The 24217-nt window shown below is 47.5% G+C and carries 27 protein-coding genes; 15 read left to right on the forward strand and 12 right to left on the reverse strand.

The window, feature by feature from the left end:
• Positions 1 to 54 precede the first annotated feature (54 nt).
• Positions 55 to 996 (forward strand): alpha/beta fold hydrolase, encoded by a 942-nt coding sequence (locus D3P09_RS17820; protein ID WP_243644290.1) that lies wholly within the window; start codon positions 55 to 57, stop codon positions 994 to 996.
• 190 nt (positions 997 to 1186) lie between these two features.
• Positions 1187 to 1939 carry a metal-binding protein ZinT gene (locus D3P09_RS17825; RefSeq protein ID WP_120112731.1) on the forward strand — a complete coding sequence of 251 codons (753 nt, stop codon included), beginning with the start codon at positions 1187 to 1189 and terminating at the stop codon, positions 1937 to 1939.
• 97 nt (positions 1940 to 2036) lie between these two features.
• Here the strand turns inward: D3P09_RS17825 and D3P09_RS17830 are convergent, their stop codons facing one another.
• Entirely contained in the window at positions 2037 to 2450 is a 414-nt protein-coding gene (locus D3P09_RS17830; RefSeq protein ID WP_424452455.1) for a MerR family transcriptional regulator, read from the reverse strand.
• Positions 2451 to 2629: 179 nt separating this feature from the next.
• Here D3P09_RS17830 and D3P09_RS17835 point away from each other — a divergent pair, with 179 nt between their 5' ends.
• The 6 genes from D3P09_RS17835 to D3P09_RS17860 all read left to right on the forward strand — a co-directional run bounded on the left by D3P09_RS17835 (position 2630) and on the right by D3P09_RS17860 (position 7335).
• Positions 2630 to 3463 carry an oxidoreductase gene (locus tag D3P09_RS17835; RefSeq protein ID WP_120112733.1) on the forward strand — a complete coding sequence of 278 codons (834 nt, stop codon included), beginning with the start codon at positions 2630 to 2632 and terminating at the stop codon, positions 3461 to 3463.
• Positions 3464 to 3648: 185 nt separating this feature from the next.
• On the forward strand, positions 3649 to 4242 hold the full coding sequence (locus D3P09_RS17840; RefSeq protein WP_120112735.1) for a YdeI/OmpD-associated family protein: 594 nt from the start codon (positions 3649 to 3651) through the stop codon (positions 4240 to 4242).
• Positions 4243 to 4432: 190 nt separating this feature from the next.
• A complete protein-coding gene (locus D3P09_RS17845; RefSeq protein WP_120112737.1) occupies positions 4433 to 5050 on the forward strand; it encodes an acetate uptake transporter in 618 nt (205 codons plus the stop codon).
• A 178-nt stretch (positions 5051 to 5228) separates the two neighbouring features.
• Positions 5229 to 5978 carry an SDR family NAD(P)-dependent oxidoreductase gene (locus tag D3P09_RS17850; protein WP_243644291.1) on the forward strand — a complete coding sequence of 250 codons (750 nt, stop codon included), beginning with the start codon at positions 5229 to 5231 and terminating at the stop codon, positions 5976 to 5978.
• A 94-nt stretch (positions 5979 to 6072) separates the two neighbouring features.
• On the forward strand, positions 6073 to 6735 hold the full coding sequence (locus tag D3P09_RS17855; RefSeq protein ID WP_341538297.1) for a TetR/AcrR family transcriptional regulator: 663 nt from the start codon (positions 6073 to 6075) through the stop codon (positions 6733 to 6735).
• Between the two features lie 6 nt (positions 6736 to 6741).
• On the forward strand, positions 6742 to 7335 hold the full coding sequence (locus D3P09_RS17860; RefSeq protein WP_120112740.1) for a GNAT family N-acetyltransferase: 594 nt from the start codon (positions 6742 to 6744) through the stop codon (positions 7333 to 7335).
• Positions 7336 to 7432: 97 nt separating this feature from the next.
• On the opposite strand, the gene D3P09_RS17865 is transcribed toward D3P09_RS17860, so the two are convergent.
• Positions 7433 to 8023 (reverse strand): NAD(P)H oxidoreductase, encoded by a 591-nt coding sequence (locus tag D3P09_RS17865; protein WP_120112741.1) that lies wholly within the window; start codon positions 8021 to 8023, stop codon positions 7433 to 7435.
• A gap of 168 nt (positions 8024 to 8191) precedes the next feature.
• On the opposite strand from D3P09_RS17865, the gene D3P09_RS17870 reads away from it, so the two are divergent.
• Positions 8192 to 8521 carry a winged helix-turn-helix transcriptional regulator gene (locus D3P09_RS17870; RefSeq protein ID WP_120112743.1) on the forward strand — a complete coding sequence of 110 codons (330 nt, stop codon included), beginning with the start codon at positions 8192 to 8194 and terminating at the stop codon, positions 8519 to 8521.
• 135 nt (positions 8522 to 8656) lie between these two features.
• Here D3P09_RS17870 and D3P09_RS17875 read toward each other — a convergent pair whose 3' ends face one another.
• The 3 genes from D3P09_RS17875 to D3P09_RS17885 form a co-directional block, all read right to left on the reverse strand.
• The gene (locus D3P09_RS17875) at positions 8657 to 9016 is read right to left on the reverse strand and encodes a hypothetical protein (RefSeq protein ID WP_120112745.1); all 360 of its coding nucleotides are present in this window, start codon (positions 9014 to 9016) and stop codon (positions 8657 to 8659) included.
• 98 nt (positions 9017 to 9114) lie between these two features.
• Entirely contained in the window at positions 9115 to 9474 is a 360-nt protein-coding gene (locus tag D3P09_RS17880; protein ID WP_120112747.1) for a hypothetical protein, read from the reverse strand.
• A gap of 218 nt (positions 9475 to 9692) precedes the next feature.
• Complete coding sequence (locus tag D3P09_RS17885; protein WP_120112749.1) at positions 9693 to 10259, reverse strand: guanylate kinase; 567 nt, start codon at positions 10257 to 10259, stop codon at positions 9693 to 9695.
• Positions 10260 to 10554: 295 nt separating this feature from the next.
• Between D3P09_RS17885 and D3P09_RS17890 the strand changes: the two genes are divergently transcribed.
• Together D3P09_RS17890 and D3P09_RS17895 are read left to right on the forward strand one after the other, a co-directional pair.
• Positions 10555 to 11565 carry an ABC transporter substrate-binding protein gene (locus D3P09_RS17890; protein WP_120112751.1) on the forward strand — a complete coding sequence of 337 codons (1011 nt, stop codon included), beginning with the start codon at positions 10555 to 10557 and terminating at the stop codon, positions 11563 to 11565.
• A 137-nt stretch (positions 11566 to 11702) separates the two neighbouring features.
• Complete coding sequence (locus tag D3P09_RS17895) at positions 11703 to 13385, forward strand: helix-turn-helix domain-containing protein (protein WP_165867489.1); 1683 nt, start codon at positions 11703 to 11705, stop codon at positions 13383 to 13385.
• Between the two features lie 41 nt (positions 13386 to 13426).
• Here the strand turns inward: D3P09_RS17895 and D3P09_RS17900 are convergent, their stop codons facing one another.
• From D3P09_RS17900 to D3P09_RS17925, 6 genes are all read right to left on the reverse strand, one after another.
• A complete protein-coding gene (locus tag D3P09_RS17900; protein ID WP_120112755.1) occupies positions 13427 to 13792 on the reverse strand; it encodes a GntR family transcriptional regulator in 366 nt (121 codons plus the stop codon).
• The gene (locus D3P09_RS17905) at positions 13792 to 14445 is read right to left on the reverse strand and encodes an ABC-2 transporter permease (RefSeq protein WP_120112756.1); all 654 of its coding nucleotides are present in this window, start codon (positions 14443 to 14445) and stop codon (positions 13792 to 13794) included. The genes D3P09_RS17900 and D3P09_RS17905 overlap by 1 nt, the downstream gene beginning before the upstream one ends.
• On the reverse strand, positions 14438 to 15295 hold the full coding sequence (locus D3P09_RS17910) for an ABC transporter ATP-binding protein (RefSeq protein WP_120112758.1): 858 nt from the start codon (positions 15293 to 15295) through the stop codon (positions 14438 to 14440). Before D3P09_RS17910 ends, D3P09_RS17905 begins: the two co-directional genes overlap by 8 nt.
• Positions 15296 to 15740: 445 nt before the next feature.
• Positions 15741 to 16172 (reverse strand): hypothetical protein, encoded by a 432-nt coding sequence (locus D3P09_RS17915; protein ID WP_120112760.1) that lies wholly within the window; start codon positions 16170 to 16172, stop codon positions 15741 to 15743.
• The gene (locus D3P09_RS17920; RefSeq protein ID WP_165867490.1) at positions 16117 to 17694 is read right to left on the reverse strand and encodes an ATP-binding cassette domain-containing protein; all 1578 of its coding nucleotides are present in this window, start codon (positions 17692 to 17694) and stop codon (positions 16117 to 16119) included. The genes D3P09_RS17915 and D3P09_RS17920 overlap by 56 nt, the downstream gene beginning before the upstream one ends.
• 226 nt (positions 17695 to 17920) lie before the next feature.
• Complete coding sequence (locus tag D3P09_RS17925; protein ID WP_120112764.1) at positions 17921 to 18394, reverse strand: hypothetical protein; 474 nt, start codon at positions 18392 to 18394, stop codon at positions 17921 to 17923.
• Positions 18395 to 18582: 188 nt separating this feature from the next.
• Between D3P09_RS17925 and D3P09_RS17930 the strand changes: the two genes are divergently transcribed.
• Together D3P09_RS17930 and D3P09_RS17935 are read left to right on the forward strand one after the other, a co-directional pair.
• Positions 18583 to 19953 carry an ABC transporter substrate-binding protein gene (locus D3P09_RS17930; protein WP_165867491.1) on the forward strand — a complete coding sequence of 457 codons (1371 nt, stop codon included), beginning with the start codon at positions 18583 to 18585 and terminating at the stop codon, positions 19951 to 19953.
• Entirely contained in the window at positions 19950 to 21167 is a 1218-nt protein-coding gene (locus tag D3P09_RS17935) for an ABC transporter substrate-binding protein (RefSeq protein ID WP_120112767.1), read from the forward strand. Before D3P09_RS17930 ends, D3P09_RS17935 begins: the two co-directional genes overlap by 4 nt.
• Here the strand turns inward: D3P09_RS17935 and D3P09_RS17940 are convergent.
• Positions 21156 to 22046 carry a LysR family transcriptional regulator gene (locus tag D3P09_RS17940; RefSeq protein ID WP_120112769.1) on the reverse strand — a complete coding sequence of 297 codons (891 nt, stop codon included), beginning with the start codon at positions 22044 to 22046 and terminating at the stop codon, positions 21156 to 21158. The two genes, D3P09_RS17935 and D3P09_RS17940, sit on opposite strands and share 12 nt — an antisense overlap.
• Before the next feature lie 117 nt (positions 22047 to 22163).
• Between D3P09_RS17940 and D3P09_RS17945 the strand changes: the two genes are divergently transcribed.
• Complete coding sequence (locus tag D3P09_RS17945) at positions 22164 to 22643, forward strand: nucleoside deaminase (RefSeq protein WP_120112771.1); 480 nt, start codon at positions 22164 to 22166, stop codon at positions 22641 to 22643.
• Between the two features lie 185 nt (positions 22644 to 22828).
• Positions 22829 to 24181 carry an FAD-binding oxidoreductase gene (locus tag D3P09_RS17950; RefSeq protein ID WP_120112773.1) on the forward strand — a complete coding sequence of 451 codons (1353 nt, stop codon included), beginning with the start codon at positions 22829 to 22831 and terminating at the stop codon, positions 24179 to 24181.
• Positions 24182 to 24217 lie beyond the last annotated feature (36 nt).

Below are 24217 nucleotides of genomic sequence, written 5' to 3' on the forward strand. Positions count from 1 at the left end.
GATTTCCTTGGAGGCTTGCAGCTAATAAATAGACCATGTCAGGAGTCGATTCGAGTGAAAGTTCTTATTCTTATACTGAAAGCAATAGCCGTAATAGCCATATTAGCAGTCGTATTCATCGCGATTGTTTTTATCGTGGATAAGGTCGCCACGAAATCGGAGCAGGGGAAAATAAAAACCTATGGCCAATTAGTGCCTGTAGACGGGAAAATGATGAATGTCGTCATTCAAGGAACAGGGGAAGAAACGATCGTGCTTTTGCCTGGCTTTGGAACAGCGGCGCCAGCGCTTGACTTTAAGCCGTTAATAGATGAACTAACGCCGTTCTATAAAGTGGTTGTGATTGAGCCTTTTGGTTATGGATTAAGCGATAAAACCGACAAAGAAAGAACCACGGAAAATATCGTTAGTGAAATTCACGAAGCGGTGCAGAGTCTTCAACTTGACCGTTACATTTTAATGGCTCATTCCATTTCAGGCCTGTACGGATTAGATTACGTGAACAAATATGAGAACGAAGTGAGTGCATTTGTCGGGCTCGACAGCAGTGTTCCTACGCTTAGTGAACAGGCGGTTGATTCTTCAACATTAGGAATTTTAAGCCTGATCAAAAAATCAGGGTTCTCCAGATTATATGCGAAACTAGGTAATGATCCGTATGCTGAGCTCCCGTCTTATAGTGATGAAACAAAAGAGCAATTGAAAATGATTGGCATCAAAAACCTGTTAAATCCAAACCATATTAACGAAATTAAATGGATGCCTTCTAATTTCAAAGGGGCTGAACAGTTAACCTTCCCCAATAAGCTTCCCGTTGTTTTCTTTATACAAGCGGAGCATCCTGTAACGGATAGATGGTTGCCTGAGCATGAAAAACAAGCAAAAGATTCGGATTATGGCAAAGTGATCACACTGGAAGCCGATCATTACTTGTATCGTACCCATGCAAAAGAAATTGCGGAAAAATTCCGGTCCTATATGGACGAGTTGAATTAAGACTAGCTGAAGCGGCATCATGTGCAAGGGTTCTTGCATAGGATGCCGTTTGTTTTTCCGCTGCGTATACGCCTTCCAAAAAGCGGGCCAAGCTAAATTTCGTAATTATTACGATTTATATTGACGAAACCCTCCAACCTTCGTATAATGCTTAATAGTAATTATTACTATTAATTGGAGGAGAGGGAAAATGAAAGTGACGATTAGAAACGGAATTTTTGTATTAGCATTGGGGGTATTGCTTGCAGGCTGCCAGAGCTCGAGCTCTAACGGCAAGCTTCCATCGAAGGAAGCGGAGACTGAGATTGAAATCCATGAAAGCAACGGCAGCCATAATCACGACCATGACCACGACCACGATCATGACCATGACGATGAGCACAGCCACGACCATGATGAAGAGGAAGCGGCGATCTACAAGGGCTACTTCGAGGACAGCCAAATTCAGGATCGCACGTTAGCGGATTGGGAAGGGGATTGGCAGTCCGTGTATACGTATTTGCTGGATGGAACGCTGGATGAAGTGTTTGCTCACAAAGCGGCGGATACCGGCAAAATGACGGCGGCAGAGTATAAGGAGTATTATGACGTAGGCTACAAAACCGATGCTGAGCGCATTGTCATCGATGGCGACAGCGTAACCTTTTATAAGAATGGCAAGGAGTATTCAGGCAAATACCAATCCGACGGATACGAGATTCTGACCTATGAAGCGGGGAACCGCGGTGTACGGTTTATTTTCAAATCGGTGGAAGCCATCGACGGATTGCCGCAATACATACAGTTCAGCGATCATCGCATTGCACCGGTCAAGTCCGGCCACTTCCATTTGTACTGGGGAGACGACCGGGATGCCTTGCTGAAGGAATTGACCAACTGGCCTACATACTACCCATCGAGCATGGATGGCCACAGCATTGCCCACGAAATGATGGCGCATTAATCCGCCTTCGTTCAGGGCTTGCCCAAACCTAAAACACGCCGTCATTGGCGTGTTTTTGTGTGTGAGATGAACGCGTGGGAATCGTCCAGCTCCATCTTTACTCTTCAAACGTCCACACACAGTTGCTTTGCGATATGACCGACTCTGTCCCGAGTTCAATGGCCGTTTTATAATACCATATCTTATAATCGATCTTATGCATATACGATTCAAGCTCCGCAATTTTATCCGCAACAAACCTTTTATGAGCCTCAAAAGCATCAAGCCGCTGATGCAAGGTAACGTCTCCCTCCATGCACCAGTCCATATATTCTCTAATCTTTTTCACGGGCATTCCGCTTTTTTTCAAACAAGTGATGATGGCTAGCCATTGCAGATCACTCTCTTTGAAAGCCCGATTGCCTGCTTTGTCGCGGTCGACAAAGGGCAGCAGGCCTTGCTTGTCATAATAGCGCAAGGTATGTGCGGTCAATCCGGTGATTTCGGCAATTTGGCTTATGGTGTACCCCAATATAAAAACCACCTTTTAGATGAAAGTTACTCCTATTGTACAGATTAGAGTATGCTCTAAGTCAACTCCGTATCCGATGCTACATGCACTCCAGAATCAGGATGCTTGACTTAGACCATGCTCTAACGGTTAGTGTTTGATTTGCACCACCCAAACTAACCGCCAAAGGAGATATCGCTATGAATAAAAATAAAGTTTGGATCATTACGGGATGCTCCACCGGATTCGGCAGAGAGCTGGCGAAGGCTGCCATAGAAGCGGGCTATAATGTTGTTGTAACAGCCAGGAATTTGAATGGCATTGCCGATCTTGCGGGCGGAAATGCGGACAACGTTCTCGCTATGGAGCTTGACGTGACGAAGCCCGATCAGATTGAAAAAACGGTGAAGGCTGCGATTGAGAAGTTCGGCCGAATTGATGTGCTGGTCAATAATGCTGGGATCGGTTATTTCAGCTCCATTGAGGAAGCTGTTGAAGAAGAGGCACGGAAAATGTTCGAAATCAACTTCTGGGGCCTTATGCATATGACAGGAGCTGTCTTGCCATATATGAGAGACCAGTGCTCCGGGCATATCATCAATATCTCATCCATCGGAGGATTAGTTTCCTTCCCAGGAGTGGGATACTACAACGGTACGAAATACGCGGTTGAAGGCATCTCCGAAAGCCTGTCCCAAGAGGTGGCTCCGTTCAACATTCGTGTAACGATCATTGAGCCTAGCAATTTCCGCACGGACTGGTCAGGACGTTCAGCTGCGAAAACAACCTCGGCAATCAAGGAATACCAGGAGCTTATCGCTCCATTCGTAACGGGAGAAAACCACGGCAACGAGCCGGGAGATCCTAAAAAAGCTGCTGAGGCGATCATTAGTGCAGCCGAATCTGAAGAGCCGCCGCTTCGATTGCTGCTGGGATCGGATGCTTATCATATCTCAGTGAAGAAGTATACGGAGACGCTGAACAACTTCGAGAAGTGGAAAGAAGTATCGGTTAATGCGGATTTCCCAAAGTGATTATTTCCTTCATGAAAAGCACGTCAGTTAATGGCGTGCTTTTTATTTGCATGGCGGAGCGAAGTTCGGATGGAGCAAATGGTGCGGCGAACTTGAGAGGATGCTGGTATAATCGAATTAAGCGACAGGCACAATGAAGAGATTGAAGATCATTATTGCTACTAGTGAATGAGGAGTGTTCCTGTATGGCAACAAGCAAGCTGAATCCTAAGGTTGACGGATTTTTGAGAAAGGCGAAGAACTGGAAGGAAGAATTCGAAGCGCTGCGGGAAATCGTTCTCGACTGCGATCTGACCGAAGATTTCAAGTGGATGCATCCTTGTTACACGTTTGAGGACAAAAACGTCGTCATCATACACGGATTCAAAGAATATTGCGCGCTTCTGTTCCACAAAGGCTCTTTGCTCAAGGATCCTCATGGCATCCTCATTCAGCAGACGGAGAACGTACAGGCAGCCCGCCAAATTCGCTTTACGAATGTGGAGCAAATTCAAGAGATGCAGCTGATGATCAAAGAATATATCTATGAAGCGATCGATGTGGAGAAGGCTGGCTTGCAGGTAGAATTCAAAAAGACGACAGAATACACCGTTCCTGAGGAGCTGGAAAATAAATTCGTGGAGATCCCTGAGCTTAAAGAAGCATTTGAAGCCCTGACTCCGGGACGGCAAAGAGCGTACCTCTTTTACTTCTCCGGTGCCAAGCAATCCAAGACGCGTGACGCGCGTATTGAGAAGTATTTGCCGAATATTTTGGACGGCAAGGGGTTGGATGATTAGATTCTTTGCCAGGTAACTACGGTGCTATGCAATCAGCGTCAGACAGGACTTTATTAAAAGTTCAGGTCGGGCGCTTTTTTATGGGTTAAACTCAAATATGACAATATATGTACGGATATATTCAGTTCGATTGCGATGTGATAGAATAGTTCCTTCAGTCGTTTAATAGAAATTGGAGGCATCATCGTTCATGACATCACAGTCGCAGCAGCATGTAAAAATCGTAACCGCAGACCCGAGCGCAATCGGGTTATTTGGTCTGGCCATCGTCACGCTGGTCGCATCATCGCAAAAGCTTGGCATCACTTCCGGCTTGGGTTTTGTTATTCCGTGGGCTATATTTCTCGGTGCATTCGCCCAGTTATTCGCCTGCATTCAAGATGCGAAGCATAACAACACCTTCGGAATGACGGCGTTCGGAGCTTATGCGTTTTTCTGGTTTGGTATGGCAGCCAGCTGGCTGATTAAGCTGGGGGTATTCGGGTCAGAGCTGGCATCCGGGCTCGATGTGAAGCAGCTTGGCTTTGTTTTTCTAGGCTACCTGATCTTCACGCTTTTCATGACCATTGGCGCGATGGAAACCAACAAAGTGCTGTTTATCATCTTTGTACTGATTGATCTCTTGTTTATTGGATTAAGCTTGGATTCATTTGGCGCAGGAAATGGCGCATTTCACTCCTTGGCAGCTTATGCGGAGCTGGCCATCGCCATTGTATCCTTCTACGGCTGTGGAGCTGCGGTGCTCAACACACACTTTGGACGTGTGTTCCTGCCGGTCGGCGCTCCATTCAACATCTTTAAGAAGTAATAGCTTGATTATTGAATAGAAGACTTGCCAAATAATCAGATGGTCGGTGACTCGCAGGATGAACATTTTCAAGTGTTCTTCTGCGAGTTTTTTTGTATCTTTTTATCCATCCAAGAAGCCTATGATGATATACTGAAGCTGTTTATTTGTGCTGCGGATGATGAAAGGAGGAACTAGGTTGGAGCTGCAAGGAAAGGTTGTTCTCATTACGGGTGCAAGCAGCGGGATTGGCCGCGCAACGGCGGAGTTAATGGCTGCAAGAGGAGCGAAGGTTGTCATTAACTATAATCAGAATGCAGCAGGAGCGGCTGACACAGTCGCAAAGATTCAAGAGGCCGGAGGGGAATGCATAGCAGTCCAGGCGGATGTGACGAAGAAGGATCAAGTCGAAGCAATGGTCGAGCATGTTGTTTCGATCTATGGCGCCATTCATGTACTGGTGAACAATGCGGGCGGAGGCATGAAGACAAGCTCCTTTATGGAGATGACAGAGGAGCTCTGGGATGAAACCTATGCTTTGAACGTGAAAAGCATTCTCCTATGTTCACAAGCGGCAGCAAAGCATATGATTCCGCGGCTAAGCGGTAAAATCATTAATATATCTTCAGCAGCAGCACGTATTGGAGGGGCAGGCGAAAGCATCCATTACGCTTCATCCAAAGGCGCAGTTAACACGATGACGATCGGGATGTCCCGAGAGTTGATTGAACATGGGATCATAGTGAATGGCGTTGCCCCGGGAATGGTCGATACGCCTTTTCATGAGAAATTTGCTCCTGGCACCAATCGTCTGAATCGACTTGCAGCGCCTGTTCCGATGAAACGAGCAGCAACATCATTGGAAATTGCTGAAGTCATCTGTTTCCTTGCATCCGATGCATCCAATTATATATTGGGTGAGACGATTACGGTTAGCGGCGGAAGGTGAAATCGAGCAGAAGGAACAAAAGGCCGAAGTAAACGAGCGCAGCCCATAATGGCTGCGTTTTTTAGTTCATACCAATCTATACAAGCCTGTAGTATTGCACATTCAGCCTGCATATTTTATAATGAGTAAAAATTCACTCAAAAAAGAAGGTGAAACGATGCCGCGAACAAAAGAACAGTTTGAAGAAATGCGGAACGCGACGCGGGCAAAAATTCAATCCGCCGCCATGCAGTTATTCGCCCAGCAGGGATTCGGCATGACGAATGTGCAGGAGATTGCCGACAAAGCAGGAATAAGCATTGGTCTTCTATACCGTCATTACAAAACAAAAGATGAGTTGTTTCATGAGCTGGCGGAGTTTGCAGCATCAGGCCTCGCTCGGGTTGCAGAACGATTCGAATCGGATGAATCGCCCGCTGTGTTGTTGAATAGCTTTGTTCAAGAAATTTATGAGGATATGGTATCCGGCGATGATTTGGCCAATCTGATGATTCTTATGTCGCAGTCGTTTGGCGGCCCTAATGAGGGGCAGAAAGATGTGGTTACAGTTAATAAAAATCTGATCATGGCTACCGGCAAGCTGATCAAGCGAGGACAAGAGCTTGGTGAATTCGCCGCTGGCGATCCCTGTGAGATGGCTATTTTCTTTTTTGCCTCTATTCAGGGGTTGGCTGAGATGAAAGTGAGGATGAAGGCTGACTTCGTCATGCCGGCACCTGCCATCCTGACTGCTTTTTTATTCTCGAAAGGGGGATGAGTATCGATGTTCACCATCATCAGAGCGGATCAGGCAAGGGCAGAGGTTAGGCCGCAAATGGCCGATATATTTGCAGACGGGTTTACGCAGTGGCTTGGTTTTTTCTCAAAAGACAAGCGGCAGATTGCCCGGGCTTTTGCGCATATATTCGTCGAAAGCCAGTTCTACCTGGCGATGTCGGGCGATAAAGTGGCGGCTATGGCAGCTTGCACGGACGGAACGGAGCTATCGGTAAGGCTCAGCGGGAAGCAATTGATCAAGCATTTGGGTTTATATAAGGGCATGCTTGCAGTACTGTTTCTCAAGCGAGAATTCCAAGTCCCTTTTCATAATCCCGACGGGACTAAAATTTCTTTGGAATTCGTCGGAACGGCGCTCGAATATCGGGGCCAGGGAGCTGCATCGCAGGTGATCAAGCATATCCTTGAGTACAAGGCCTACAAGGAGTGCTTGATTGAAGAGGTGGCGGACACGAATATTCCGGCTATACGGTTATACGAGAAGCTGGGATTTCAGGAGTACAAGAGGAAGGCTCTCCCGAAAAAGCTTGCTGCACAAAATGGTATTAATCATTTGGTATCGATGAAATATTTGAAATGAGGAGTAATAGAAGCTCATCGTCCGAGCGGCTGGAGAGCGGATGAATTCAGGAATCGCACAAATCCAAGTTACTATCCGCACGGACGATGAGTAAGTTTTATACGGACGCAGTCTTTACGCTGTCATAATTTAATCCTAGCTGATAAGCCTGCTTCAGCAAGCTCTCATGTATCTCCGGGTTTGAATCTAGCGTATTGTACAGAAGCTCTACTTTGCTGTTGGCTATTCCGCAGTATCCGGCTATCGCTATATTCAGCTGATGGCTCAGCATTTGGTCAAATTGCCTCTTCTCCATTCCTTCCTTCGACTCCGCTGCAAGAGCAAGCCACAGCACTTGCTTATGAGGCAGCTTAGCGGAGCCATATGCAAAACCGCTATTCCACACCCGATCGATATAACCCTTCAACATAGCAGGCACGCTGTACCACCATACCGGGAATATATAGGCGAGGGCGTCGAATTGCTTCATTCGTTTGATTTCGCGCTCCGCTTCAGGCGAGTAAATCTTGCGGTCAATGGACCAATCAGGTTCATCTGCCTCCCACAATATAGGGTCAAATCCGATGCGGTGTAGATCCAGCACCTCTGTCTCGTGGCCTGCCTCCAGAAGTCCTTGCGTGAATTTATCTGCCACTGAAAAGGTAAAGGAATTTACCCTCGGGTGCGATACGACTGTCAATACTTTCATGCTCCTTCAACTCCCTCTCTTTGCTTATCTGCAACCTATGCTACAATTGCATTATGAAGGATGTTGTAAAAGATAGGAAGAACGCACTTTTTTGTTCTTATATCACCATAAGGTTCTATAGGAACCTTATGGTTACTTTGTACACCCGTTCTGAAGGAGAAAAAAACCATGGCAAATCAACCGGCCCAGCCGTATAATCTTCCCGCAGAAGCGACTCTAGAGGTGATCGGGGGAAAGTGGAAGCTGCTAATCTTGTGCTATCTTAATTGCGGACCGATGAGAACAAGCGAGTTCCGTAAGGAAATTCCTGATCTCTCGCAAAAGGTATTGACACAGTCGCTTCGAGAGCTGGAGGAAGCCGGGATCATTACTCGGACCGTATATAACCAGGTGCCGCCGAAAGTGGTCTACGAAATGAGTGAATTAGGCAACTCGCTGAGGACGATATTGGACCAATTGGGCGAGTGGGGTGAATATTACATAGAGGCGCGCAAGTAGTTTAGTCATCATATTTTTCGAATAGGTATCTTGAGGTGGCGAACTGAGTGGACTATTGTATGGGATGTCTCAAAAGGGAAACGGTCATGTTTTTCGCTCGGCGACTCGCTCTAAGCCGAGTTTCTCGGCATGCGGTCATGTTTTCCGCTCGGCGACATGCGCTAAGCCGAGTTTCTCGGCATGCAGTCCTGTTTTCCGCTCGGCGACACGCTCTAAGCCGAGATTCTCGGCATGCAGTGAAGCTATCCGCTCGGCGACACGCTCTAAGCCGAGTTTCTCGGTATGCAGTCCTGTTTTCCGCTCGGCGACATACGCTAAGCCGAGTTTCTCGGTATGCAGTCCTGTTTTCCGCTCGGCGACATGCGCTAAGCCGAGTTTCTCGGCATGTAGTCTGCTTTCCGCCTGGTGACACGCTCTAAGCCGAGTTTCTCGGCATGCAGTCCTGCTTTCCGCTCGGCGACATACGCTAAGCCGAATTTCTCGGCATGCGGTCATGTTTTCCGCTCGGCGACATGCGCTAAGCCGAGTTTCTCGGCATGCAGTCCTGTTTTCCGCTCGGCGACATACGCTAAGCCGAATTTCTCGGCATGCGGTCATGTTTTCCGCTCGGCGACATGCGCTAAGCCGAGTTTCTCGGCATGCAGTCCTGTTTTCCGCTCGGCGACACGCTCTAAGCCGAGTTTCTCGTTATGCAGTCCTGTTTTCCGCTTGGCGACATACGCTAAGCCGAGTTTCTCGGCATGCGGTTCTGTTTTCCGCCCGGCGACATGTTCTAAGCCGAGATTCTCGTTATGCAGTCCTGTTTTCCCCACGGCGATATGTTCTAAGCCGAGTTTCTCGGCATGCAGTCCTGCTTTCCGCCCGGCGACACGCTCTAAGCCGAGTTTCTCGGCATGCAGTCTGCTCTCCGCCTGGCGACACGCTCTAAGCCGAGTTTCTCGGCATGCGTTCATGTTTTCCGCTCGGCGACACGCTCTAAGCCGAGTTTCTCGGCATGTAGCGAAGCTTTCCTTTCAGCCCCCGCACGAGACTGTCCCAAAAGGTATCGTTAGATGAATGAGGGACGCTCCTCTTACGATAAACAATGCAATGTGTGGCACAACCAGCCCATTCCCTTTTGGGACAGTCCCATTATTTTTGTCAGCAATGGATGGTCGCAGAGTATTCCTGGTTAAGTAATCCCCGCCTCATATCGTGCAACTATATCCCGAATGAGTGCCGCGGTGCGTTCGGCGTCGACGTTCTCAATGACATGCTCGCATTCCTTGCGGTAGGTGACCTCATCTGTGTAATGGCTCAAATAGCTATTCATAATCTCAAAGGACATGCCTTTCTCTTCGAGGCGTTCTTTTACAAGCCGCTTCTCAACGTAAAGGAAGATGCGAATAACCTTGTCGCCATACAGGCTGCGAATGCGATCCGCACCCTCCCGATTCAGGATCAGATAGACGCTGCGCCCCTCGCGAAGGGCGTCATTGAGCTCGGTGCCCGCGACCCCGTAGCGGTAGCGGTCGATCTTGACTTCTTCTGCGAAATAGTGACGCTTGCTCAAAGCATCAAATTGCTCCGGTGTCAGATAACGGTAATCTGCAGGCGGATGCTCCTTGTCTCTAGGCGGCCGATCGGTACAGGAAAGAAGGCGGGTAATGCTGGTATGCTTCAGCGCAAGTCTTGCCGTCGTTTTTCGTCCGGAGCCGCTTGTACCTGTGAATATGTAAATATACGGTGGTTTGCTCATGTGAAATCACTCCTCTCGGCATTGGGAAAGGCTGATTCAATTTGTTGAAACGGAAGAATGATAGAGGAAGGTCTATATTCTATTTATCGGCTTTAAGGGGGCTTATTGTGAAGTCGGGTTAGGGAGCGAATGAATATGTTTAGCTTAAAATATTTGTTTTGGCTCAGGGAATTAAATTGTTATAAACGATTTTGAAGAAAATGTGCATTGAGGAAGCGGAGGCGGCTAACGTACAATGATTTTATTGATAATAATAATCAATATCATCAAATGTATATCGGGAGAGGATAAAATCATGGTTAGGCAAGTTTGGACAACATTTTTGAAATCAGCGGTAGTCGTCACTGTATGTATCGGGCTGTTGGCCGGATGCGGGGGTGCCGGCAACGGGATCAATAACGGCGAAGCGGTATCCAGCCAGCCTTCCGGGGGAGCAAACACTGACAGTAAAGCGGAACAGACCGAACCGGCAACGCGCATCGTCAGCAACGATTATGGAGAAGTGGAAATTCCGGTAAACCCCAAACGCGTGGCTGCTTTATATCGCGAAGATTATTTGGTGGCGCTGGGCGTGACGCCAATCGTGCAATATTTCAACCCGATGTGGGGCAAGCAAGATTATTTGGAGCTGGAGGTGCCGCTGTTCGACATTACCGGAAGTGTAGAGGCGCTGCTTGTTTCCGAGCCGGATTTGATTATTACCGGTGTCATCGATGACGCTCAATACGAATTGTACCGTAAGGTTGCTCCAACGTTCCGTATTCCAGAGGATGTGCTGGTAGATCCGCGCCAGACGTTGAAAGTGATTGCCGATTTGCTCGGCAAATCGGAGAAGACGGAGGAGGTTTTGCAGAAATACGATCAGCAGGTGGAGGGGTTGAAAGGCAAGCTGGCCGCCTCGGTCGGGGATGAAAAAGTCGTTGTGCTGCGGATGAATTCCGTCGATAAGTCGGTTAATATTTTTGGCTACAACAACATATTTGTCGGCAAGCTATTGTACCAGGATCTGGGATTGCAAGCACCGCAATATGCCCAAAACATGACCGAAGGCAATATCGTATTGTCCATGGAGGCGGTTCCCGAGCTTAATGCTGACCATATTATCTTGCTGCTGTCCAACGGCACTTGGGAGGATGAGGGCATTGCACAAGCTTATGAGGACATGATGAACAGCCCAATCTGGAAAACCGTACCCGCCGTTCAGAAGGGCAACGTCTACCAGGTAGACCGCTCGCACTGGCAGACGACGGCAATTATCGGGGATCAGAAAAAGATGGAGGATTTGGAAAGGTTGTTTATCAAGTAACCAGCGAAAAAGGAGAGCTGCTTCAACAATGGTTGAAGCGCTGTCCTTTTTTATTTATTATATTAGTGAGAACGATTATCAATGTTTGCGGGGCTTATAAGTCCGTATCCAGATAAAGTCGGGAGTGTATGGGAAAGGTGAAAGAAATAAGTGTTGTTACCGTAAAGGAAAGCTATCGTTTTGAATGGGGAGAAGCGCGAAATAATCGAATTCTGGAGCATGAGACGGCAATTTGCCAGGATACGCGATTCGATCTGCTTATCATCGTCAGGAATGGAGCGGCTAAGCTGCAAGGGCGAGACGGCGGCAAAGGAGAAGAAGTCCTCCAAGCCGGGCAGTTTGTATGGCTGCAAGCGAGCGCGGCCGAAATCTCTTTGTGTGCGATCTCGCCTGTTTGCGAATACGATGTATTTTCATTTCTGTTCAGGTCCGGACAGGTTGAGGTCGTTACGGGACCTTGGAGAGAGGAGACTAAGGGTACGGAAGCTGCCGTTCCCTATGGCCAAGTGCTGGAGATGCGGCCTTTTGCTAAGGCTTTTGAGATGGCAGAGGAATTGCTGCAGCCGTCTTGTGGAGATGGCGCGTCGCTTCAATTCAATTACCGCTATTTGCGTTTTCAGGAGCTGCTGCTTATGATCATCAGCTGGCATGTGCAGCAATTGCGGCAGGCAGCCGATGCGGCTGATGTCGCCGCAGCGGGGATTGGCAGGTCTATTCAATATATGAACGTGCATTATAGCGATGCGCTCACCGTGGAGCAGCTGGCTGATATCGCATGGATCGAGCCTTGGAAATACCCGCGACTGTTCAAGGAAGCGACAGGCAAGTCTCCTCTTCAATATTTGAACGATATGCGTATGGATAAGGCGAAGCTATTGCTCTCAGACGGGGAGGATAAGCTTTCGGACATCGCGCAGCAGATCGGGTTTGCGAACGAATATTACTTCAGCCGCCGCTTCAAGCAGACGATCGGCATCGCGCCGGGGCAATACCGCCGGAATCACCGGGAGCAGCCGCGAATTATTGCTCCTTATTTAGAAGACTTTCTGGTGGCGCTCGGTGTTATGCCAGTTGCCCAGTACTGGCATGCCAAATGGGGCAAGCAGGATTATTTGCAGCTATCGCAAACCCCCGTATTTGACGAGATGGAGCTGGCGACGGCAAGCCTGCACGCCATTGCAGATAATCAGCCCGACCTGATCCTGCTTCTGGACCATTACGATGAAGCGCTGTACAAGCAATGCCGCCGCCTCTCCCATACCTGCGTGCTGCCTGAATCCTCGAATGAATGGCGCATGGTATTACGCCGCTTTGGCGATTTTTTCGGCCGCGGTGAATTGGCAGAGCGCATTCTCATAGAATACGAAGCCAAGGCTGCCGCAGCGCGCGTGGCGCTGCGCTACAAGCTTCGCGGGGAGACGGTTGCGTTTTTGCGCGTATCGGCGGACTATGTTTTGATGTATACGGATTGCGGCGGAGGGTTTGCCGTTTCTGTGCTGTACGAGGATCTGGGTCTCCAGCCGTATCGGCTTCCCGGTATGGAAGAGCCGAGCTCTGGGTTTGGCGACGGCACCATGATTGCTTTATCCGTGGAGCAATTGAAGCGGCTGTCCGCCGATCATCTGTTTGTGGTATTCGACAAATGGCATAGCGGCCAGCCGGGCGAGGAGCGGAAGCTGCTCAGCAGCCAGGCATGGCAAGGCCTTGCTGCCGTACGCAAGCGCCAGGTATACGAGATGGACTTCTTGACCTGGATGAATAACGGAGTGATCTCGAACGGCAAAAAAATTGAAGATATTATGCGGGTGTTGGCTATTTGAGAAAACAAAAACCACGTCCCTTCCAGGACGCGGTTTCCCCATCAATACACATTTCTCAAAAGCTCAAAAACCTCTTCTATCGTAAGTCCGAAAGACTTGTAATAGTCGGTGTCAATCGCCATCTGCTGCAGAATCATGTCATTGCGCTTTTGCAGCATCTCGTCAGGGGAGAGGTCGGCGACGAAGCAGCCTTTGCCGGTAACGGTATAGATGAGGCCAATCCGTTCCAGCTCTTCCCATGCTTTCTTCACCGTGATGATGCTGACGCGCAGCTCCGTGGCGGCTTGCCGTATGGGAGGAAGGCTGTAGCCGCTCTCCAGCTCGCCCTTCAAAATCTGTGCGCTGATCTGTTCGAAAAGCTGCTGATAGATAGGTTTTTCAGATGTGTTCGAAATTGCGATGTTCATTACATTTCCACTTTCTCAAACCGTTTGTTGGCAATATGATAAGCGATAAACGTAAATAGCGCAAATATCACGATGCCTGCAAGCAGGATTAAGAGGTGAGCGCCCAGATTGTCGCTGCCAGCGCCTTTGAACAGATCGGACACATACGAGTTTTGCAAGGCAAGCCATTCGGCGCCTCCGGCAAACAAGACTGCACCTGCATTCGCTGCGAATGCAGGTGCGCCGTATTTATACGACGTCTTATAATACATGGAGATGAAGATCAGATTGAAGATCGCCAGCATGACGAAGCATAGTCCCCAGAAGCCGAGGGTGGGCTTTAAAAAAATGTACATCATATCCGGATACAGATGAAGCGTGAAGATGCTGTAAATCATGGCAACGACAATATGCAGCAGCTCCAGAATGACGATAAAGGAGACTCTTGCTTTCACCATATCTCTTTTTGTAACCGGCATTATGCTTGTGAAGATCAGATCGTTCTGACTCTTATACCCTCCGAACATATTCGGAATTGTAATGAAACAGAAGTAGAGGATAACCAGAAAATACAGCCACCCCGGAATAAGCATCAATGCGCCCGTCAAAAATGGAAGGACATAGAAGAACGGACTTACGCCGATCTTGAATTCTTTCAATAACAAGTTATACATCCTGCGTATCCTCCTTCTTCGAGCAATAGATCATGATTTCCTCCAGATTCGGTATGGCGGACTTTACGTTCTGAGACGAATCGAAGTCCTTCGTATGAATAAGGCCGGTGAAGCCAAATAAATTGGTTTTATAGGAAATGAGCTGCTCCTTGACCAGATTCAGCTGCTCCTTCGTGCCGCTCAGCAAACGGTACGCATCTACGAACTCTTCCTTTTCCGCACTGTTGATGATTTTCCCGTTATGCATGAAGGTAATGAAATCTGCGCATTTCTCCAGATCGGATGTGATATGAGTGGAGAAGAGGATGCTGATCTCGCCGTCCTGCACCAGCTCACGGAAGATATCCAGCAGATTGTCCCGGGCTACGGGGTCGAGCCCGCTGGTCGGCTCATCCAGAATAAGAAGCTTCGCGCCGTGCGACAGAGCAAGGGCCAGGCTGTACTTCACCTTCATCCCGGTCGAGAGCTCGGAGATCTTCTTGTCCTCGATCAGGTTGAACTTCTTCAAATACTTGTGGTAGGTGTCATCATCCCAATTCTTGTAAAATGGCTTGATCACATTTGTTAAGGTCCTGACTTTGGTGCGGGTGTAGAAGTTGATGTCGCCAAAAGCAGAGCCGATCTCCTGCTTCAACTCAACCTCGTGCTGATCCATGTTTTTGCCCATAATATGAATTTCGCCGCTGTCCAGTCGAATCAGATTCAGTATCGACTTTATCGTTGTTGTTTTGCCGGCGCCATTCGAACCGATAAACCCCATAATGTAGCCCTTCTCCAACTGAAAAGAAACGTTCTTCAGATGAAAATGCTCATACTTTTTACTTACGTTGCGAATATCTAAAGCCAGCATGTGGTCTCCTCCGCTCCAAAATTGTGTATGTTGTGTATGCACAATATATCATCGAAAATATTCGTCTGTCAATTGCTGTTCAATTATTTTTTGCAAAAAAAGGAGAGCAGGAAGTTATTGTTCCTGTTCTCCTGCAAAAAAGATAAAACCCGCAAACTCTCACATAAAGTGATGAGCTTACGGGTTTCGTTCATTCTAATGCATGATTGCGGTGCAGTGTCTGGAATTAATTGCCGCAGCAATTTCCATATTCGGTATGTGTGTATACGCAAGTTGTAGAGCCGTCAGAAGTATCGAAGCAGCGTCTGAAGACATTGCGATAGGAGATACTTCTGGACGAACAAGTAGTGGTTGTTTGACAATCCCAGTTGCCGTAGCAGTTTGTATGAGTATCCTGACAGGCCATAGTTTTCACCTCCTTTCATGTAATCTGGGACGGATGGCATTAGTTCTGATTGATGATCCTGTCTAAATCATCGATGGAATGAATAACTCCGGAACCTTCAATCATACGATTGCTGTCCAGCCTGTATACGAAGGGAGTAGCAAAAACCTTATGAATATCCTTTTGCTCTATGGCGGATAAATACAGGATGGGAAAGCCCGGCTTGAAATGGCGGGATAGCTCTTCGTTTTCTTCATTGTGCCCATCCGTATATAGCTGCACATCGCCTGGGAACTGCTTGAACTCGGTTATTAGGGCCGGCAGCATGTCCACACAGGATTTGCAGGTTAAGGAGATATATCCGAGCAGCACCGGATTCTCATGATTGGGTCTTAGCAATGTGATTGAATCTGGAAAATAATCTCCAATTTCGTATTCATGATTGAGCTGCGAATTGCGCTGAAACAGTTCCTTGAAGTTGATTTTCCCCACTATTATTCACCTCATTGTTATCTTGTGTAGTCGCGAACATGCGATAATATCTTCCCCCAGCTTGAATAAGCTCTTGATGTGTTCCGGACTCTGCAATTTCTCCATTATGCAAGACGATAATATAGTCAGCCATCTGACAGATTTGCATTCGATGTGTGATGAAGAGGGTTGTTTGGCCAGCACGCTTTCTATTTTTGACAATAGAATTCATAATAGATTGTTCGGTTTCCGGATCTAGCGCAGAGGTAGCCTCATCCAGCAACAGAAAAGGCGAGTTTTTATATAAGGCTCTGGCAATAGCGATTTTCTGCCATTGTCCTCCAGAGAGCTGCCGGGATCCTGTGAACTCCCAGCCTAATATCGTTTCCTTGGAAACTTCTTCTGGAAATAACTCGGGATACTTCTCCGACAACTCCAATAAATTCTTATTAGATTCCTCCGATGGAGAATTCAAAATAATATTTTCCTCCAGCGAGATCGGATATCGGACAAAATCCTGTGAGACCATTGTCATCTGGCGAATTAGGCTCAGGTGATCAATCTCGTTAATGTCGGTGTCATTAATGTAAAGTGCTCCGGGAGCTACATCATATAGCCCAATTAGTATTTTGCCTAACGTTGATTTCCCGGATCCGTTTTCCCCCACGATAGATATGCAATGTCCTGCTTTAATGTTCAGATTTATATGCTTAAGAACATATCTATTCGTCGTTGGGTATTGAAACGTGAGATTTTTGATCATAATTTCTTCAATAGGCGATGCTAGCTTTCTATCATGAGCTTGCCCTGTGAGGCTAAGCGGAAAGTACTTTTCCATAAACTGCTGCAGCTGGCGGCTTGTCAGAAAGGTTTGTTTGACTCTTCCAAAGTATTGGCCAATGGCAAACAATGCGGATTGAAGCATAGTTACCGCGGTAGTAATTGCGATATATTGGCCTATTGATAATTCGCTTGCGATAAGGCTTCGCACTAAGAGGATCTGAATAATGACAAAGCCCAGTGGTTCGATTATGGCAAATAGCAATCTCTTGATATAGATCTTTTTTTGATGAGAGATTTCCCATTTAATAGATTTTAATGATACTTTGTCCCATTTCCGCAAGAAAAACGATTTGCTTTGAAAGATTAAGAGCTCCTTCTGAGCTAACGGCCTTACTAATGTCTCGAACATCATCAGTTTTTCTCTAGTCAATTGACTTGTGTTTTCTGTATACGAATGATTCAGCTTCGATATTTTAATTTCATTTAAGAAATGCGGCAGGCAGTAAATGGAAACGATTATCGGTATATACCACATGTAGTTTATAAGTATGATGCTATAGGTCATAAATAATATGATTTGATGAGCGAAATGAATGAAGGTAATGATTAAGCTGGATATTGAAAAAAAAGTGCTTTTAAGAAAGTTGAAATCATTTTGGTACTGGGGCGTTTCTAATTTTGTGACCGTCTTTAAATGAATTAAATCGATTAATTGATACTCAAGAAGGCGGTTCATTTGAATGCTCATTTTTTGTTCCAAGTACTGTCGGAGCTGCTCCATACATAGCTGAGTCAGCTTGAGGAGAAGCATAATGACAATTAATTGGATTATGAATGAGTAATGATGATTACTATTCGTTAATGCATCGAAAAACTGCTCTGTCAATTTAATGGTATAGGCGGCGATCCCTATTAGTATGACGGATAACAAGCTTAATATTGCAATTGTCCAATATGAGCCTGTCAGCATCTTGCGAATAATTTGGCTAAGCTTCATGGATGCCGGTGAAATACGGAATGATCGGTTGGCAGGTCTCTTTTAGAAGATTAGGCGATCCTACATTTTGGCTGGATAGAATCTTGCCGGATGCATCTATTGCATAACCCCATGGAACGGAATAAGACTGCAAATGCTTAACCATATCTTGAATGGAGTATTTGAATACGCTTGCTCGTCCTTCAAAAGCTTGTTGAATAATATCTAAATTCTCTTGTGTGGTATCTATTAATATGATGACGTTAAGTGAGGGATTGTGATGGGTGTAATCATCCAGGGCTTCAAGCGCATCTGCGCAAACGTCGCAGCTTGTGCTTAATAACAAGAGCAGCAGGTGATTCGTGATGAGCGGATGGAGGGTAAGCGGTGAATCTGATTCTATGAGGGTAATGTCGGGTATCTCGGAGTTGACTGGAAGCTTTTTCATTTCGTTAGACGAATGGGAAAAAGTGCTATTAACCATGATAACCTCCTAATAAATCCAATATTAGACATTATTATTGTTTAAGTGGATTCTATCATTCATTTTCACACAAATCAAGAGTTAATTGGGTTCCGATGGAAAAATTATTTGATTTCATCTATTATGGATGATAAAGTAAATTATAGATGATAGAGGTCTTTCTTCTATCCATTTATAGGAGGCTGCTTATGAATCGTTGGCTTGCAGTAGTATTTTGTATGTTGGTTGCAGCATTGGCAGGGAGTGCGTGTTCTGGCAAAGAAGCGGTCAAAGATCCGGTTACTTTAACCGTATTGTCCGGGTCAGGATCAACAGAGTTCAATAAGGCGTATGGAGATATCTTCAGACAGAAGTATCCGCATGTAACCTTGCGTGTCATTAACTACACTCAGCATGAAGCTTACAAAACGATGGATGATCTTACTAAAGTGATGAATGATGTTCAACCAGATATAGTTGAGCTTTATAGCAGCCAATTGGTTGATTTAGTTGATAAAGGACAGCTGGTAGAGTTGGACAGCTATATCCAGAGCTCCTCATTTGATATTGAAAATATGTATGCTCCAGTGATTGAAGCGTTACGGCTTTATGGAGAAGGCAGATTATATGGCTTGACGCCTTATTTTCCGGGAAGTGCATTGTACTACAACAAAACTTTATTCGACCTGAATCAAATACCCGTTCCTTCTGTGGGGGTTACATGGGAGCAAATCATTGACACGGCCAAGCTTTTTCCGCCAAACGAGGGGTATGTTGGCACATACATCAGGAAAGCGCCCGCCAATAAGTTCAACTATATCAGTTACATCGGCCTGGAAAACGGGTTGAGGGAAATGGATTCAACAGGAAAGAGAGTAACCGTTGATACGGAATCATGGAGGACTATCTGGGCGAAGGGCATCGAGGCCTTCCAGTCCGGGGCTATCGCAGAGGTTGCCTCTGAGCCATTCCCTCAAAGCTTCTCTGAGGATGAATATATTGAACTCTGGCTCAAAAATAATGCATTTGCCGCTGGCAAGGCAGCCATGGTCGTAGCGGGTTACGGCATGGCAGAGCAATTAGAGCTTATTGGGAACAGCCAGTCTCCGAACAAGCCTGATTTTGAATGGGATATCGCAGCCTACATACCGAATGGCAGTAAGCCGAGCGGTGCTTTTATTTCGGATATGAATAAAATATTCTCCATAACGACATACAGCAAGAATGTTCAAGACGCATGGGAGCTGCTGTCATTTATGCATAGCGAGTCTGCGATGTTAAGCCTGAATAACCAACAGGATCTTGGATATGGATATCTATCTTCCAGACCATCAGCTGCAAGGAAGATTGGCGATAAAAATATCGGCGCCTTTTATTCGGCTGCGGAAGCGGTCAATAGCGGCGGGGCAGCTAAGGTGCCGGATGCGTTTTTGCTTTCATTTATGAAGATTGGCGAAGAAGAAATTGAATTGGCTATCAGCGGTGAGCAGACTGTAGAACAGTCTATTGCGAATATTCAGGAGCGGGGGCAGCAAGCTTTGGAGGCGGCTTTGTTAGCGGAAGGAGAGTCGGAACAATGAGGCTTGGAAAGTGGTTAACCCTATCCGTGATGGTGATGATGCTATTAACTGCTTGCTCCTCTAATGCAGATAATAGCAAGAAGCAATCAGGGAGCGTCAAGGTAGCTTATCTGTCTCAAAATGGATTCATGCCGCAATACGGAAATCTGCTGAAGGGGAAATTCCCTAACGTTGAGATAGAAGTCGTTGAATTTCCATATGAAGCTTATCGAAATCCGGCGGAGCTTCATAAATTTGTTAACGCTTTTCAGCCCGATATTTTGGTGGCATTCAATTATCAAACCTTCAAGTATTTTACGGAGCAACAGCTATTAGCTAACCTGCAGCCGTTAATAAAAGATGACTTTGATCTCTCGGGTTTTCATCCGGAACTGCTGCCTCTATGGAAAGACGGGGCTGCTCTAATGGGAGTATCGCCTTATTTCAGATTAGAAGGCATCATTTATAATACGGAATTGTTCCAGAAGTATCAGATTCCATTACCTTCGCCAACTATGACATGGGATGAGCTATTCGTAACGGCAAGTCTATTTCCGCAAGAAGATGGTATTCTTGCGCTTGAATTAGTAGAGGGGTACGATCCGTTTTCATTAGTAAGATATTTTGGCGAGAAGGCCGGATTGCAATGGATCAGCAATGACGGCAAACAATTGACGATTCATTCGCCGTCTTGGGTGGATGTGTTTCAGCTGGCAGTGACAGCGAATCAGAATGAAATCGTACAATGGGATGCTGCTCTCTCACAGAAGGAGCAATCTCACATCGCCATGAGTTCAGATGTAATTGGCTCATTAAGACAATTGGAGAACGGATGGGGAGCGATACCGCTGCCTGCTGTGGCAAGCAACGGCAAATATAATGATATCGCTTTTGTTGATATATTTGGCATTAATGCCAATTCGCCTAACAGGGATCTGTCATGGGAATTAATCAAGTATATTACTGGCGATGAGTGGGCTTCACAAAAACAGAATGCGGATGGATATATCTCAACCCGCACGAAGCATATTGGGGAAGTCGGCGGCGTAGATGTGGAGCAAGTGTTGAGTCATATCGCATTTACAAATGCTCAGGCCCAGGTGTCCTCAGATTTTATTCAGCAATTTTCCCTGTTGGTTCGTGAAGCCTTCCGTCAAATCATTGAGGATAACCGGCCAGTGGAAGAAGTTGTTCAGGAATTGGAATCAGAAGGCAAGTTGCTATTAGGTCAATAAACAGGATACAAAGTTTTCCGCCATCGCAGACAAGCGGCGGTTCTTCAGCCATACCAGCCCGACGGGAGAGAGCATCTCGGACGGGCTGGTTATTTTGTAGGCGCGAATAGCTGCGCTCTTATGCACCTTGAGCAGCGTCTCCGGTACGATCGCCGAGCAGAAGCCGGACTCCACCAGCCGGACCAGCAGCGAGATATCGGAGCATTCGCCTACTATATTGGGCTGCAGATGAAGCTCGGAGAAGGCTTGCCGGATGATGTAGTGTACGCCGAGTCCCGGCGTGCTGGGCAGCATGAGCGGGAGGCCTTGCAGCTCGGCGAGTGCAACTCCGGCATCCGCAGACTCTGGTACCCATGATGGCTCTGAAGCGGATGTCACCCATTGGAACGGCTCGCTATACAGATACCGGACATCCAGATCATCTCCCAAATCAAGCGGCAAGCGGATAAACGCCAGCTCAACCGCGCGTTCTCTGACTAATTGACAGAGGCGGGCGGATTCATTCTGCTGAATATGGTAGGCAACTTTGGGATAAGCTTCCCGGAAGCGGTGGAGAAGATCAGGCAGCTCCGCGACCGAAAGCGTATTGACGCCAATCGCTAGCGTTCCGCTGCTGCCTTGCCCGACCTCTTTCACCTCAGACGTTGCTTCTTCCATTAGCTCCGTCATTTGCAAGGCATAATGATAGAGCTTCCTTCCCGCTGCCGTCAGCTTCAAGTACTTGCCGTCCCGCTCCATGAGTGCGGAGTTCAGCTCTTCCTCCATCGCTTTCAATTGCTGGCTTAGTGGCGGCTGGGAGAGATGAAGCCGCTTGGCAGCGGCTGATATGGTTCCTTCCTCTACAATTGCAATGAAGTAGCGCAGCTGCCGAATGTCCATCATCGTCCTCCTTATATATGCAAAACCTTAGTGAATGATAGGTTATCTATATTTTTCGAATGGATATGCTTATGATACCATGATTTTATAGCAATAGATGAACAGGAGGATATAATCATGATCAATGATACGGATATGAAGTTCTTGCGGCGCTGTGTAGAACTGGCAGAGGCTGCTCTGGAAGCGGGCGATGAGCCGTTCGGCTCGGTGCTGGTCTCTTCCTCAGGCGAAGTTCTGATGGAGGACCATAACCATGTAGCGGGAGGAGACCATACCCAGCATCCGGAGTTTGCGCTGGCCCGGTGGGCGGCGCAGAATATGACGATCGAAGAGCGGGAGAAGGCGACCGTCTATACGTCGGGCGAGCATTGCCCGATGTGCGCAGCGGCCCATGGCTGGGCTGGCTTGAGGCGGATTGTATATGCCAGTTCCTCGAAGCAATTGGCAGGCTGGCTGGATGAGCTGGGCGTTGCTCCGTCGCGCGTCCGCAACCTGTCTATCGGTGAGGTCATTCGCGATGCCGTTGTAGAGGGTCCGGTGCCAGAGCTTGCGGAGGAAGTGCGGCAGCTTCATATTAAGCTGCACGGCAAGAGATAAAGTTGGATGTATAAAGGGAGGAGCTGTCCCGAATGCCTGAAGCGGCATAGGGATAGCTTTCTTGCCCCGATCGCCTGCCATTTATTTTCGTAATTGGCCCATTCCCAGTACAAATGTCCTTCATAAGATATAGGGTTCCTATATGCGATTAACGTGGAATCATTTTCTCCAAGGGAGTGGGAAGAGTGACAGCAAGGACGGGGCTAACCGGACGTGTGATTTTTCGAGGCGATCCGGGTTATGAAGCAGCGCGTAAAAATTGGGATCCTCATACGGACAGATATCCAAAAGTATTTGTTTTTGCGCAGAAGACACAGGATGTAGCGAACGCAATCAAGTGGGCCCGGAAGCATAACATACCGATTCGTCCAAGAAGCGGCAGGCATTCGCTTGAGGTTAATCTCTCGCAGGTTAACGGGGGATTGGTCATCGATGTCAGCGATATGAAGAAAATCAAGCTGAACAGGAAGAACGGGACGGCTATCGTAGAGACGGGCAACCGCGTCGGCAGAATCTCGCATGCGCTTGCGCGGCAAGGTTATATTGCGCCTTTCGGCGACAGCGCGACGGTCGGGATCGGCGGCATTACGGCTGGGGGAGGCATCGGGCCGCTTATGCGGACGACGGGTCTCATCAGCGACAATCTGCTTGAGCTTGAGATGGTTGACGCGAATGGCAAGGTCATCCGTGCGAACAAACGCCGCAATGCCGATCTTCTGTGGGCTTCCCGTGGCGGAGGCGGAGGGAACTTTGGCGTATATACAAGGTATAAGCTCAAAGTATTGCCTGCTCCAGCCACAGCGACTGTATATAAGATTACCTGGCCGTGGAATCAATTTGAGAAGCTGCTTAAAGTATGGCAGAGATGGGCGCCTTCCGTAAACACGAAGCTGGGCAGCGAATTTTCGATTGGGCCGAAAAAAGGCGGCAATGTGTCGATGGAAGGTCTGTACCTTGGCTCCCGCTCGGAGGCTCTCCGGCTGTTGAAGCCGATGACGAGCGCCGGAACGCCAACCAGCAAGGTTATTCGGGAAGTGCCGTATCCTGAAGTCGTTAGCTTCTTGCTGGATCCTGATCCGGTGCTTACCCAGAGATACAGCAATCAGTTCTCGTCCGGCTTCGGCAGAAGGCCATTCCCGGATAAGGCGATCCGCTCGATGCGTCAATTTCTAGAAAATGTAGAGGGGAAAGACGCCGGTTTCTTCTTCTTGAACTGGGGCGGGGCAGTCAGCCGCAAGTCGCCTGCTTCCACAGCGTTCTACTGGCGCAATGCCCAATATTATGTGGAGTGGAACAGCTCCTGGCTCAAGCAATCCGATGCTCCCAAAAATATCGCTATCGTCCGCCAGACTCGCCGGAATCTGCAGCCTTATATCGTAGGTTCGTATATTAACGTTCCGGATCAAGGGATCAAAAACCCGGGACCCGTCTACTATGGAGCCAACTATCCAAGACTGCGGAGAGTCAAGGCGAAGTATGACCCTAACAATGTGTTCCGCAATCCCCAAAGCATCAAACCCGCGGGTCGATTCAAATGAGAAGGCACAATAAGCAACCGCCCCGAAGTGGCAGTT

Source organism: Paenibacillus pinisoli (genome assembly GCF_003605435.1).
GTDB classification, from domain to species: domain Bacteria; phylum Bacillota; class Bacilli; order Paenibacillales; family Paenibacillaceae; genus Pristimantibacillus; species Pristimantibacillus pinisoli.

Coding starts and splice junctions, on each gene's coding strand:
- D3P09_RS17825 (WP_120112731.1), top strand. CDS start 1,187: ATGAAAGTGACGATTAGAAACGGAATTTTTGTATTAGCATTGGGGGTA.
- D3P09_RS17865 (WP_120112741.1), bottom strand. CDS start 8,023: ATGAAAGTATTGACAGTCGTATCGCACCCGAGGGTAAATTCCTTTACC.
- D3P09_RS17905 (WP_120112756.1), bottom strand. CDS start 14,445: ATGTATAACTTGTTATTGAAAGAATTCAAGATCGGCGTAAGTCCGTTC.
- D3P09_RS17910 (WP_120112758.1), bottom strand. CDS start 15,295: ATGCTGGCTTTAGATATTCGCAACGTAAGTAAAAAGTATGAGCATTTT.
- D3P09_RS17900 (WP_120112755.1), bottom strand. CDS start 13,792: ATGAACATCGCAATTTCGAACACATCTGAAAAACCTATCTATCAGCAG.
- D3P09_RS17945 (WP_120112771.1), top strand. CDS start 22,164: ATGATCAATGATACGGATATGAAGTTCTTGCGGCGCTGTGTAGAACTG.
- D3P09_RS17890 (WP_120112751.1), top strand. CDS start 10,555: ATGGTTAGGCAAGTTTGGACAACATTTTTGAAATCAGCGGTAGTCGTC.
- D3P09_RS17835 (WP_120112733.1), top strand. CDS start 2,630: ATGAATAAAAATAAAGTTTGGATCATTACGGGATGCTCCACCGGATTC.
- D3P09_RS17940 (WP_120112769.1), bottom strand. CDS start 22,046: ATGGACATTCGGCAGCTGCGCTACTTCATTGCAATTGTAGAGGAAGGA.
- D3P09_RS17880 (WP_120112747.1), bottom strand. CDS start 9,474: ATGAACGCATGCCGAGAAACTCGGCTTAGAGCGTGTCGCCAGGCGGAG.
- D3P09_RS17875 (WP_120112745.1), bottom strand. CDS start 9,016: ATGACCGCATGCCGAGAAATTCGGCTTAGCGTATGTCGCCGAGCGGAA.
- D3P09_RS17935 (WP_120112767.1), top strand. CDS start 19,950: ATGAGGCTTGGAAAGTGGTTAACCCTATCCGTGATGGTGATGATGCTA.
- D3P09_RS17845 (WP_120112737.1), top strand. CDS start 4,433: ATGACATCACAGTCGCAGCAGCATGTAAAAATCGTAACCGCAGACCCG.
- D3P09_RS17930 (WP_165867491.1), top strand. CDS start 18,583: ATGAATCGTTGGCTTGCAGTAGTATTTTGTATGTTGGTTGCAGCATTG.
- D3P09_RS17860 (WP_120112740.1), top strand. CDS start 6,742: ATGTTCACCATCATCAGAGCGGATCAGGCAAGGGCAGAGGTTAGGCCG.
- D3P09_RS17925 (WP_120112764.1), bottom strand. CDS start 18,394: ATGGTTAATAGCACTTTTTCCCATTCGTCTAACGAAATGAAAAAGCTT.
- D3P09_RS17870 (WP_120112743.1), top strand. CDS start 8,192: ATGGCAAATCAACCGGCCCAGCCGTATAATCTTCCCGCAGAAGCGACT.
- D3P09_RS17840 (WP_120112735.1), top strand. CDS start 3,649: ATGGCAACAAGCAAGCTGAATCCTAAGGTTGACGGATTTTTGAGAAAG.
- D3P09_RS17885 (WP_120112749.1), bottom strand. CDS start 10,259: ATGAGCAAACCACCGTATATTTACATATTCACAGGTACAAGCGGCTCC.